We start from the raw sequence: 13,129 nt of genomic DNA on the forward strand, positions 1-13,129 counted from the left end.
GTTCGTATTGATTGCCGGTAGGTCTATTTCTTGAACAGTCTGATTTGCTCGCTGTCACCTTGTTTCTCGGATGTAGGTCACTCCAAAAGCTCTGACCTGGCGGAACTCCTGACGTGTGCCGCCGAAGTCAAACCAGCCGCCATCTTGTTTCTGGAAGATGTCGAGTCCGCGGCCAAGGTTGATCCGCCAACCGTTGTCGGTATGAATCCAACGATCGTGACCACCGGGATCCTTAGCTACGTCAAGCTTGATGCCCTGTTGGGCGGCCCCTTGAATGATCTGACCAAGCATCTGGAGCTGTTTCTTTTGATGGTCGGGATCGTTTTCGAGAACTGTGAAGAGCTTGAAAGTCACCTCGTCGGCAGGGTCCTTTGCTGAGGCGATAAGCGCGAGTAACTCGACAAGGTTCCGCCCCTGGTGGCTCATTCTTATGTACGGGTCGTGCAGCTCGATCTCTGTAGCGCCCCGCAGATATGGCATGAAAAGGGTTTCGTAGGAAATTCCACGTTGATTCTCAACAAAATCACGATGCCCCTGGAACAGCTCCACGGCGGGGGTTGTGATGGTCGGTGCCTCTGCGTCGGGCGCAGCGGGCGTGAGGTCGATCGAATCTGAAAGCGTCGAACTATCGGTCAAAGCGCCGGGCCGACCCCGATGATAGTAGTCGGGGTACTCGTCTTCCTCCAGGGTGGTGACATGGGTCCAGTCGCCCGTGAGCGACTGGTACCCGAACCTAACCTCGGCCATCGTGTCGTCTAAGCGCACGATTTGATCCTTGACGCGCTTGCGGCCCTCGATCGCGAAGCGAAGAATCTCTTCGATTTCTTCAGGAGTGGCTTTCTCGTGCGGGTAGAGAAGCTTCATCAGGCCGGAAAACGTCTTGTGGATACCGTCACGGTCGCGGGTAGAAATATCCGAGCCAAGTGTGAAGTGTTGTTGGTAGCGGTCGGAGTAGTCGAGGTCCCGCATCGATTTGAGGACTTCCGCAATGTAGTCGACGACGAAACCGTATCCGCTGGAGAACATTTCACTGCGGATGGTGTCGACTTCCCAGCCGGGGATGTAAAAGTGCAGCCTGTCGAGGTAAGCAGAGTCGTGATAGCTCTCGGGGAGCTCGTCGAATAGGTCAGAGTGCTTTAGCATATACGGCACAGTGTGGGAAGTGTTGCCCACGAATACCATTGACGCTTCCGCGCCGAGCGTCTCGACACCGCGGGAGAAGGACTTGTTTGCCATGTAGTTCTTCATAATGTCGACCAGGGCCTTGTCGGTACGCTTCTTCTTGCCAGCGAATTCGTCGAACGCGACGACATCCCAGTAACCAACGAGGCCGATCTTCCCATTGGCGTTGTTCACAAACAGCTTTGGCGCGGTGATCTCGCCGCCGGAGATCAGCATCCCGTGCGGCGAAAACTCCGAGTAAATGTGCGATTTGCCCGTGCCCTTCGGGCCTAATTCAACGAGATTGTAATTTCGTTCAACGAACGGTATTAATCGGGTTAGCTGAAGCAGCTTCGCCCGCCGCCCGAACAGTTCTGGGTTGAAGCCGATCGACTGTATAAGCAAATCGATCCACTCTTCAGTGGTGAACTCGCCCCGTCCGTCAAGGTATCCGGCGTAGTCGAAACTCGACATCTGAATCGGCTGCAATCTACCCAGAATCCAGGGGACCACGCGGGAGTCGTCACTATGGAAGTACTCAATGTCGCACAGGCACCACACGCCGCCCACCAGAAGCTTCTGGTTCGCGGTCACTGTGCTCGAGTCCACGAGCACCCCGTTGATGCCAAGGTTCGCGAACGACGCCTGATAGACGTCTTCCTTTTCGTTGAGCGTCACGCTGACCCTGTCGATGATCCGGAAGCGGCCCTTCTCGCGGATCTTCGACTTCACCAATTCCGACTCGTTGCGGTGCACGTAGTGTTCGGCGAGGATCCGGCGCACCTTCTCGATGCCCTCCTGGATCGTGGCCTCATCGTCCGTCGCTGCGAACTGCCCGAGCAAGTACTCCAACACGTACGACGGCACAATCGCGTTGCCTTTGACGGCCTTCACGAGATCCTTGCGCACCACCGCTCCCGGGAAGTGCGCGTTGATCTTGCGGTCCAACGCAGTCGGCTCCGCCGCGGCATCCGCGGGGCCCTCGTCGGATGTCTGCTCGATGAGGGCCGCCTCGGTCAGGTCGATCTGGTCGCCCATCAGAAATCCCATCCGTCGTCGCTGGCGAAGGCGCGTTTTATCGTGTATGGCGCGCTCTTGTAGTTCTTCCACTGGTCGGTGCTTTCGATGGGCTCTGAGAGCCGGAACTCGACGCTGTGGTTGTTGGCTTCGTCCGCCGCCTTAGTGAGAAGCAGTGTGATGCTTTGGAAACGGTCACGTCCCGCGTCGCTGCTTGAGTCGAAGGTCATCTCCTGCTCGTCGGAGATCAGTGTTTCACCCAAGTAGAGGCCGGCACGCAGGCGCCGCGCGGGCTTGTGTGGCTCCACCTTGGCCGATTGGTACAGCTTAACGACGATCTGCCCGGTCGTAATCCGGTCCGACTCGGGGTGGATGTCAACGTTCACCGGCTCCACCGTGTCGCTGCGGCTCTTGTTGATCTGGATCACCGGCACCACGATCTCCTGCAGCGACGCACCGCCGTGCACGAACTGGTATCCGGCTCCGGGCTGCACGATTCGTTGGATCGAGTTCGGGACCTGCACTTCTAGATCGCTCGACAAGCCCACTTGGTTGGGTTGGAAAGTGGTGAACGCAGCATCCCTCTTTAAGCCTCGCCCGAGTACGTAGCGGCGCTTAGACTTCACGATCTGTTCGCCCTGCGGTTTTACCGTTAGGTTGAACTGCTCGGCCAGCTTCGAACGCTGGTATAGGAACCCGTGATCGGCTGTGACAACGATGTTCGTAGCGTTCGCGCTCGCGAGCTTCTTGATGATGTCGATAAGCTCGCGGATTGCGTCTGCTGCTGCGGTAAATGTTCTGTGCTCGGAGACGGCTTTGTCGCCGGTCGCATCGATTGTGTCGTGGTAGACGTACAGCACCTGATTCGACGAATACAGGTCACGGCGGTCGGCCGGCCTCATCTCAAGGAAATCTTTGGCCTGGACTGCTGTGCCTCCGACCGCGCTTAGAATCCTGCTCCGGTTCGCGGTGCCGTCGGACTTCTGCCCGTCGACCAGCACCGGATCGCCTTCTACTGAATGTGCCAACGTGGTGTGCGGCAGCAGTGCCGCCATCCCGAGTTGCGTGTACGACGGCAGCACTCCGAGCACGGCTCCGATTGAGGCGGAGAATTTGTTCTCCCCGCGGATCCTGGTACTCAGTTCGTCGGCCACCTCGTAGCGGAGTGCGTCGGAGACGATCACGACGGCCTTCTTACGGCCCGTGAGGGTTGGGGCGACGTAGTGGTTGTAGAACGACGTTTGCGAGGTTAGGCCGACGGTGCGCCACTGCGTGACCGTGTCGATTTGCTGCTGCCACGCCACCCCTAGGGGGGCGAGAAAGTCGGTGACGTAGGCCTTCTCGACGAGTTCGGCCAATGCCTGGATCGGCTGCTTGTATTCAGCCGTCAGGTAGGCCTGAGTGAACTGGCGGTAGCGCTGGTCGATGCGGAACCACTTGTCGCGGTACCGCGTCAGACCCTCGTCAAAGCTGTTGACGTGAAGCGCGGCGTTTCGGATCGCCGGAATCAGCTCGGCTGCCGCGCTGAGCCCCTGATACAGGGTTGCGTAGTCGTCGAACCAGAAGCTGTCACGGCGCCTGGCGCTGATTGCGTCGGCAATGTCGCGGTACGACATCGTCTTCGCAATAATCCCTTCGACCAGACGCCGGATCACTTCACGCTCGCTGGCGTCGAAGAGGTCCGTTTCCTTCAGTGTCTCCCAAGTAATCTCACCGACCTTGTCGATATAGGCGAGGTTGTGTTCGGCAGTCCGAGCCAGCGACTTCATTGCCGCGCTGCTGCGCTTGGAGTCGCGGAAACCCCGGAAGTCGAGCGCCAGGTTCCGCACCTTGTTCGACTCGCTGACGTCGAATCCCTCCATGGCACGCTGAAACATCCACAGCACCAACCCCGCCATAGTCGGCGTCGGCGACGTGAACCCGTAGATGCCGGAGGCGCCGGCCCAGTAGAAGTCCGCAAGGCCGTGCGACGTGAGTGCATCGAATCCGGTGGTGTGGCCTTCGGCGTGCTGGATCAACAGCGTGCGGGTGACCTCAGAGAAGCTATGCTCCTTTTGGTTTAGAAGTACAGCACACATTTGGGCCTGCACCGCGGTCAAGTCGTCGCCGATCAGCGGCATTGTTTTGAGGCTCGTCACCAGCTTCGCGTTACCGAAGAAGGATGAGCACCGGGCGATCAAGTCCTCGGAGCTCGGAGCCGTGAGACCGAGGTCGGACCGCATCAGCGCACCACGGTCGGCGGTAAACACCGGGCCGTAGGCCAGCTCGATGTCGAGGAGCCAGTTCCCGACGCCCTCGGGCACAGTGCCGGATCGGTAGATCAGGAACTTCGCTGCCTGCTCTGCGCGCAACACCCGATGCTTGATCGCGAACTCGTCGTCGGCGACGCGCAGCACCGTCACGTCATCCGGTGCCAGCGTGTCGAGATCGGTTGCATAGCCGCCGTCGGGGTCGTGCCATACAACGATGCGCTTGGACTCGAAACGAGCAGCGATGTGGTCGGCGACCGTAGGGGTCTTACTCATTCGTTGTCCTCACAGTCGCTGCAGCGCGACGCGCCGTGTTGACGTCACGCATCGCTCGCCCCCATGCCGGCGATCTTCTTCACTGCCGGGTAGAACTTCGGGTAGTTCACCTTCACACCGTCATCGAGGTCGATCACGACCTGCTGCGTGGCGAGCGGGTAGAGGACGTTGTGCTCGTAGTCACGCAACTCGGCCAGCACCTTGCGCAGCCGGTCGGCTTCCTTCTGATCCTTCGCCGACGCCCCGCCTGCGGCCGCCACCTTTGCCCGTTCGAAGGCCTTCCGCAGCTTGTTCTCGTACTCACGCAGATACTCGTTGAGCACAGTCGAGACCGTCGACGGGGTGTAGCGATGCAGGTAGATCAGCGCATTGAACGATCCCTTAGGGCTTGAGAACATCCAGTAGATCGGACGCTTCTTGTAGCGCTTCACGTGATCGTCGTAGAACTTCGACCGACCCGATTTCGTGATAAAGTAGTCGCGAAGTGTCTTGACAGCCAGCGATTCCTCCACGAAACGCAGGTTCTCCTCGAAATTCTCCGTTCCGAACGCAACCTTCAGGAACTGCCGAAAGCGTTCGACGATGTCATCCTCGAACCAACCGTCGTCCACGAACGGGATCACATTGTCGGCGTCGGGCACGAACGTCGGCGACAGAACTTGCGTGAGGTAGTCCTGAAGCGTCGCCCCCTCATCGGCCAGGATCAGGCCCGGCTTGTTAAGGCTGTAACGGCCGAACATGCAGCCGACCGCATATGAGATCAACTCCTCGGCAAGATCCTCCCGCTCCAGTGCCTCGTACTCGACACCTGTCTTGCCCGGCCCGTATCGGAACTCGACGTTGCGGGTTAGCGAGACTCGATGGAGCGGTACGTCAACCGGGACCTCGTCCTGCAAACCGTAAGCGTCGGCAACAACCCGGTTGTTTTCGGTCTCGTGGGCCTGTTGATTCTGCGCAACACACGCTTGGTCGGAAGACCACACGCTGTAGTGATGGCGGAACGAACCCTGGCCGTCGATGCCTCGCAACCACGACGGGGTCGTAAAGTCCCACGAAGTTTCGAAATCGTCCCAATCAGCTTGAGCCGCGCTAACAAGATTCTGCAGCGATCGACTTGCAGCAAATTCGACTGTGGTCGACTCGATGATCGGCACAGCCCCAATATTGATTGGCTGAAAATTAAGCGTAGGCGATATTGCGGCGAGGATTGCGTCCGCGGTCGTCGAGTTAAGTATTAAAGCCGGAACCGTCAAGTCGTGATTCGAGAATAGTGTGCAGCCGCCATTGTCGAATGCTGCACCTTCTGGAGAATACCGTATCGAAAATCCACCGGATGTAACCGTGCCCCATGTCCATCCCGATCGTCCAAAATATCGGCTACCGCTTCGGGTTCGCATTCCACTTCCGTCGTTGCGCCAATCCACCAGAAACTCCCGGTAACCATACCATTTACGAAATCCGCCACCCTTGTTGTAAGGGTTCCAGGTACCGCTTCGAAATTCAGTCAGTGATGTCGTTCGTTTAGACACCTCCCACCACCCGCGAAGGAACCTAGAGTTGTCGCCGGTGTCCATGCCCTTTCGCGGTTCAGCCACTTCCCTCAATAAGCGTCCTTGCGTGAACGCGGCACGCATGGCGTTGGAGAGCCAGTATGCGATCGGCGTGCCGGGCACTTTGGCGAATTCTGACGTCGCGATTCTGTACATGTGACGTTCCATGCCGCCGCTCATCTTGCCAGTACGCAGTAAGCGATCAGCCTGGATTATTTTGAGCGCTTTGGGTCCCTGAACCGCAGGCCCCACGAAGTCGGAGAGGCGAACAAATGCGCCAATTCGATCGGACCGGCCGCGCCGCAGAACATAGGCGCACACTGGTACCGTTGCTCCGTCGAAACCTGAATATTCGAGCTGCACAAGTGTGGTGATAGATTCTTCGTTGATAATTCGTTTTCGAAGCACTTCGTAACTTGCAATAAACATCCATACGAACGGCGTCATCAATCCGGCGTGTCCGCCCACGGGAAGAAAGTCTAGGCATCGTTCGACGAATATCGAAAACAAGTCAGACTTGCTGTTCGGAAAATTGTCCTTGGCAAACTCTGTCAGTCGCGCGTCCATGTTCTTGCTACCCATGTACGGAGGATTCGCTGTCACCACCGAGTACTGGCGACCCAACAACGCTGCCTGCTCAACAGCGCTCCGCGCGCGGAGGAGGGTGTCGTAGTACAGCGTCCCTTCCAGGTCCGTCAGGCCGTCTACTACCACTGCAGCCTGTCCGGTCGCATCCGCGTCCGGTTTGATCAGCGAGCCGACCGTGTCTGCGTCTCGGAACTGATTCCAGAACGCCTCCTCAGCGTCACGGTTTCCGTCTTGAGTGACGAGCAAGTCCAGCTCATCCGGCGTGAACGAGATCGGCTTGATAACGCAGATTTTCGGATCAACATCCGAACGGCTGAAGAAGCGGCGATCCTTCGCACGCGCCTTCATCGTGAGCGCAAACGCCGCAAGCGCCCCGGCACGAGGATCGATCTCGGTGCCGTGAAGATTGTGGGTGAGGATCAGGCCAGGGATCTCCGACGGCGCATAACCCTCCTCCTCGTAGATTGCGTACAGCAGGTCGAAGGCGTAGGTGAGCATGTGCCCCGATCCGCAGGCTGGGTCGATCACCGTCAACTCCTGTGGCCCCGACACCGTCAGGAAGTCGGTTTCCTCGTCGACCGGCGCGATGTAGTAGTCCATCTGCTCGACTAGGCGCGAGGTCGGCCGGTTGAGCGTCCACAGCCGGCCGAGCGAATTCTCCAGCAGGTACCGAACAATCCAGTGCGGGGTGAACAATTGAGTGGCGGCGGGGATCTCGTCGGCCCCGGCCTTCCTGTTCTTCTTGAACCCGGCGAAAACCTCGTCTTTCCGCTCGGAGATGTAGAACTGGTACAGCCAGCCGATCACCTCGACGTCGTCGCAGACCTCCGCGGTGAGCACCTCGCGAGCACGAGACAACAACGCTCCATCGGCAAGCAGCCCCGCGGGCACAAGCAGCTCGGTGTATGCACCGTCGGCTTCGAACATGAACGGCATCGCCTTGTGCCAATGCCGGCAGTACTCGGTGAGCAGCAGCGCATACGCTTCACCTTCGGCGTCGGTGCTACGACGGCTGCCGTCCAGTAGACCCAATATGGCGTCGTGGGCACCGGCCTTGGTGACGACCTCCGAGTCGAGGACACCGCGTTTCGCATCGGCCAGGATCTCCGGCTGACCGTGAACGTGGCCCGATGCCGGCGACACGACCCTGGCGGCGGTGTAGCCCCGGGCATCCATGAAACGCAACGCAATCAGTCGATTGAACCAGGTGTAGGCAACCTTGTCGACCACATGCCGACGACCATGCTCCGCGATGTCCGCCTCAAGCAGGCGCACCGTGTCCGCGCGCTCACTCCGCGCAACGGATCCGGTGGCGAGCACCGCCGACACCCGCGCCTCCACCGCGACGATTAGCTCACGCCGAGCAGCCTTCGCGAAACTTTCCAGCGGCTTGGTATCCATGTAGCGTCCTTAAACCTATGTCGTATGAAGAGGCGCGGGCCCGTCAGAGGGTGATGCGTTTGTTGTTGTTGATCGTCGCGACCAAAGTTGCGCGAAGCTGATCCAGGTAGGCATCGATCTGCTCCTCGGTTTCGAGCACCCCACCGGCTCCCGGCAATGAAAGTTTCTTGATCGAGATGCTCTGTTTCGCCGGAGGGGCAGGCGGGTTCGAATCTTTCGGCTCGTCGTCGCCAGGGGTCTCGGGCTTGGGATCCGGAACAGCGCGCGCGGCTTCGAGTTCGTCGAGAATCGCGGGATACACGGTGTCGACGAAGTGCGCAGCGAGATTGCGGATCGTTGGAATCTGCGTCTCCCGCTGGACCCGCGCCAGCACCTGCTCAGCCTGCTGGGTCACCGACTGACGGGCCGCCTCGGTCGCCGCGTCGTACGACGCGCAGGCAGGCACCTGCTCCCAATAGTCGTTGATCTTGCATGAAGCTTCGTTCCGCTCAGAAGCAATGACGCCATCGAGTTGCACTTTCACGGCCGCGACCGCACTGCCGAGCTGCGTGGTCTTATTGCCACGGTAGATCTGGACGTCGTCGAGCGCCGTCTCGATCCCATCGGCGACTCCGGCAGGCAGGTATGCGACGTTGGTGCTGTTTGTCTGAATGAACGAGCGGGCGTCGTCGTAGATGGTGCGCTGGTTGCCATTGAGGAACGCCTTGATCGGGTCGATCGTGTTGTCCTTGGCATCGAGCAGATCGTCGGCGCCAGTGAAATGCTCGACGAACCAGCCCGCCGGATGGTTGCTCAGTTCGGTGAGTACTCCAATCGGTTCGTCGAGCTGATCGATGAATGGGTAGGTGGCGGCACCCGAGCGTAGTGCCTTCAGTTCGGCGAGTTTGGCTTCGAGATGTTCCTTGCCGACGCGGCCGAGTTCGGCGGAATCCTTCGTGATGCCGCCGTCATCGGTGAACTCGATCACGAACTTGCGGAACTGGTTCACGATCTTCTGGTCGTAGACACGCTGCGGGGCGACGATCAGATTTGCGTACTGCTGGGTGTTGCGCAGTGTCCCGGAGATCTCCGTCCGGGCGAGAGTCTTGCCGTTCAACTGGATCTCGATCTTCGACTGCCCAGCGAGATGGGCGACCACGGCGGCGACGGACCACTGGTCCCATCCGAACGGCTTGGTGGTGTAACGCGCGACGAGCTGCTTCATCGTAACCTGCTCGTGCCGCTTGCCGCGCAACTCCAGATGCCCGAGCACGTCGCCCGCGGGGACGTCGAGGATGCTGTCGGTCTCCTCGACGATCCCCTCGGCTGGGTTCACCAGCCCGTTCAGGCTCTGTTCGCCGAAGGTTCTTCCGCCGAGCATGCTGAGGTTGGTGTACGTGGCGGCGATGACCTTGCCGAACCCGTCATTGATGCGCGTCTGCGCATCCGTGGCGGTCACGTCGAGATCCCCGGCATTGTGGATCAAAGGCGATGCCCCAACGGCTGCCCGGAGACGTTCGACGATTTCCTTCTCCCGTTCGGCGTTTTGGGAGCCCTTCTCACTGAGGATGCGCGTCTCGATCGCCGTGCGGCTGGACCCCTGAGCACGCTTGATGTACTTCTCCGTCTTCAAGAGGAGACGCAGGTCGGCAAGGATTCGGTTCGCTTCCGCTGGGAGCGCAACTCGAAGTTCGTCCAAGCCGGCGCTCTGCATCTTGATCTGTTCGAGACTGAAATCCGTCTCGGGGCTGATGAAGTGCAGCGACAGCTCGTACTGCCTGCCGTAGGGAACACCGTCGAGCTTGTACCCGAAGGGGAAGATCTGGCCGTTCTTGGCGGTGGCCTTCGTGGACTTTACGACCGACTCGGAGAGCAACTTGTTGAGCTTCGAGGAGACGTCGGAGCTGTCGATGTCGACATCCTTGATCTCCTGCTCGATCTTCTGCTCTTCATTGGTCAGGTAGTCGTAAAGGTCGCCATTGCGCTGAATGTAGGTCTGCGCCTCCAGCGCGTTGAGCGCCTCGACGACATCCTTGCCGAGCTGCATGAGGTCGGTGCCGAAGCGGTCGTAGACCAGCACCGTGAGGTTGCGAGGCGTCGCTTTGAAGCTGTCGACGTATTTCACCAGGAACAGCGCCTTGAGCAGCCGGACCGCAAGAGGGCTCAGCTTGCCGCTGGCGTCGGCGTTCTCGGCGTTGATGATTGCGCGCTGGTTCGCGGACTTCAGTGATGCCCGGATGCCCTCGAACATCCGGTCGAAGGACGCGAGGGCGCCGAGTGGCTGGTCTGCGAGGCCGGTAGCGACTTCCTGGACGACGCCGAGCATCGAGCGTTCACCGACCGAACTGTTGCGGCCTTCAAAGATATTGTGGTCGCTGATCGACTCGATCGCTGCCTGGAACAGGGGAAACTGGTAGCTCGCGAACGGGTAGGTGCCGACGAAGTGCCGCTCGTCGCGATAGTTCGGGTAGTGGCGGCCCTCGACGAAGTCGAACAGGGTCCTGAAGTTCGCATGTTCCGCGTCGTAGATCGCCTCGACCTCCGTGCTCGCCTTATCGGTCTTGGCCAGGAGACGCTTGCGAATAACCTCTTCGACGTCCTGGCTGGTGAGTTTGACCCGGTTCTTGAATCGCGCCTGGATCTTCGAGAAGTCGTTGGCCTGCTGTTTGGTGCGGTCGCCGCCAACCCTCTCCATGTCCTCCTGCGAGGTAACGAAAATCCATGCCCGCCCACGGCACTTGGTGGCAAGCGATTCGGCGATGGTCTGGAGGTTTAGCATGAGCTGGGTGTTGGTGCCGATGAACTGGCCGACCTCGTCAACGAAGAAGTTCAACCGGTAACCATCAGGCTGTCGGTCGAGCCAGGCCGCGACCTCGCCGGCGAAGTCTTCGATCGAGACCGAGTAGCTCGAACTGTACTCGCGAATGATCCCGGGGCTCTCGGAGCCGTTGACCTCGGCGAATGCCTGGTCGATGTTGCCTCCTTCGAGCCCCGTCTGTTCGCGGCCCCGGGTCCACGGGATACCCGCAATCCGCTCGAACGCCTCTTGAAAGGCGGCGTACTGGCCTCGGGAATCGAGGTCGCGTTCAAAGCGGGCGATGTGACCCTGGTTGCCGAAGTAGCCGCGGGACTCGTCGAAGATCTTGACGAATACTCTCAGCAGGGCGTCCTTCTGATCCTTCGAGATCACGGTCGCCTTCTGGTCGATATTGAACAGCAGGCTCTTCGCTGCGATTCGCTCGGCCTTGTCCATCGACCCGGTGAGTAGCTCGTCATCGGTGACCTTTGCGCGGAACTGTGCACAAACCTGCGCTCGCGGGTAGGCGTGGCCGTCGATATCGCCGAGGAGGTGCGCCAGCATCTTTAACAGGTGCGACTTACCGGAGCCGAAGAATCCGGAGATCCAGACCCCGTTGGCGTTCGTGTAATTCGTGTACGCCTCCAGTACCTGCTCAAGGCCCTTGGCGGCTTCGTTGGTAAGGACGTATTCCTCGACCTCGGTCGCGAGGTGGTCGGTGTCATCGGCCTTGATGACACCCTCGATCGAGCGGTCGATCGGTTTGGCGAATATCTGGTTGATGGTGGTCATGCCCACGCCTCCTGCTCGAGAATGTCCTTGGCCCGGTAATAGCTGTCACTCGCGCCAAGATTCAGCGCGCGGAGCTGATGTCCGGCCGCCTGAGTAAATTCGTACGTCCCCGGAAACCACGCCAACATCGGGCGCCCCACCACCACGCTGTGCAAGTTTTCCAACACCGCGTGCGTGCGGACGTACGGGAAAACCTCACCTATTCCCGTGAGGAAGACGACAGTTCGGTTGGGCTCGGACCTCGGCTCGGCGTCGAGCCGGGCGCGGATCGCCGGGGCAAGGTGATCGTGAGGATCAAGCATGCCCTGGAGCATCTCGCGGAAGTCGGTCTTGTCCATCGTCGGCTCTGCGTGGAGAACGCGGTCCCAGACACCCCGCTCGGTAAGGAGTTCGACAGCCAGATTGTAGAGATTGATCTCCACTACGCTGATCCCGTCATCACTCCGGAGCTTCGTGGTGACCCGATCACGCATGCCGTCGACGTCAAGGGCCCACGAAGGCGGGAAGTGGTAGATGAAAAAGGGAACTTCCTTGGAGAGGCCCTCCATCCTCAAAAACCGCTCACTGCGCAACACGTCATAAACATGCTTCTCGTCGTAAGTGAGATTCCGCTGGGTCGTTCTCATCGCTGCACCTGGTTGCTTGAGGAGATGAATGGTGTGGTGGTCGGAAAGAAGCGGATGTCGCTGGGGGTGCGACGGTCCAGCGCCTTGGCGACACGCTCAGACATCACGGCGGGGACGATGTCGCCGGCGTCGGTATGCAGCCCGGCCTCGCGGAGCATGCGGAACAACGTCTGCCGAAGCTTCTGCCGCGTCGACGGCTTGAGACCGTCGAGTTCGGGATGCCAAAGGCTCTTGCCGGTGATGAACCGGTCGATGTGGTCGGCGTCGAGCGTTGGTGTCATTAGAAGGAAACGCTCGCGCAGCACCTCTTCGGCGAAGTCACCGATCAGCGTGTAGCGGCGGCAGGCCGCAGTCCACATCAGATGGTGCTTCTCCGTCGGGCTGCCCGCCACAAGCAATTCAATCTCGTCGTCGCCGAGCGCCGCGAGCCGTTGAACGGTCTCGCGTGCGAGCCTGATCAGCGATGAGGTGGTGCGGGCCTGCAAGAGGTTGTCATCGACAACGCGGGTACGGGTCGCTTGCCAGTCCCCAGAGTCGAGGTACATCGCTGCGACGATCTCGCCCTCGCGGGCCAGGAGACCGCCACTGGTGAACGACAATGCATAGCGCGATTGCGTTTCGTCGGTCACGTGGTGCAATGCCTCTCTGCTTGGGCTGGCTATCCGCACCGCCAATTTAGCGTCAATCCTCCCA

Annotated in this window: 6 protein-coding genes; all 6 read right to left on the reverse strand. The window is 59.8% G+C overall.

Annotated elements, in window-relative coordinates; translation table 11 throughout:
• Positions 1-54: 54 nt before the first annotated feature.
• Genes brxL through CH293_RS18630 form a run of 6 tightly spaced genes read right to left on the reverse strand, consistent with a single transcriptional unit; the run spans position 55 to position 13,065 of the window.
• Complete coding sequence (gene brxL, locus CH293_RS18605; RefSeq protein WP_094721081.1) at positions 55-2,199, reverse strand: BREX system Lon protease-like protein BrxL; 2,145 nt, start codon at positions 2,197-2,199, stop codon at positions 55-57.
• Positions 2,199-4,703, reverse strand: coding sequence for a BREX-1 system phosphatase PglZ type A (gene pglZ / locus CH293_RS18610; protein WP_094721082.1), 2,505 nt, complete (start codon positions 4,701-4,703; stop codon positions 2,199-2,201). The genes brxL and pglZ overlap by 1 nt, the downstream gene beginning before the upstream one ends.
• Before the next feature lie 44 nt (positions 4,704-4,747).
• Positions 4,748-8,242 carry a BREX-1 system adenine-specific DNA-methyltransferase PglX gene (gene pglX / locus CH293_RS18615; protein WP_094721083.1) on the reverse strand — a complete coding sequence of 1,165 codons (3,495 nt, stop codon included), beginning with the start codon at positions 8,240-8,242 and terminating at the stop codon, positions 4,748-4,750.
• Positions 8,243-8,285: 43 nt separating this feature from the next.
• Complete coding sequence (brxC, locus tag CH293_RS18620; protein WP_094721084.1) at positions 8,286-11,810, reverse strand: BREX system P-loop protein BrxC; 3,525 nt, start codon at positions 11,808-11,810, stop codon at positions 8,286-8,288.
• Entirely contained in the window at positions 11,807-12,436 is a 630-nt protein-coding gene (locus CH293_RS18625; RefSeq protein ID WP_094721085.1) for a DUF1788 domain-containing protein, read from the reverse strand. Before CH293_RS18625 ends, brxC begins: the two co-directional genes overlap by 4 nt.
• The gene (locus CH293_RS18630; protein WP_255122906.1) at positions 12,433-13,065 is read right to left on the reverse strand and encodes a DUF1819 family protein; all 633 of its coding nucleotides are present in this window, start codon (positions 13,063-13,065) and stop codon (positions 12,433-12,435) included. The genes CH293_RS18625 and CH293_RS18630 overlap by 4 nt, the downstream gene beginning before the upstream one ends.
• Between the last annotated feature and the right edge of the window lie 64 nt (positions 13,066-13,129).

Source organism: Rhodococcus sp. 14-2470-1b, assembly GCF_002259415.1.
In the GTDB taxonomy this organism is placed as follows: domain Bacteria; phylum Actinomycetota; class Actinomycetes; order Mycobacteriales; family Mycobacteriaceae; genus Rhodococcoides.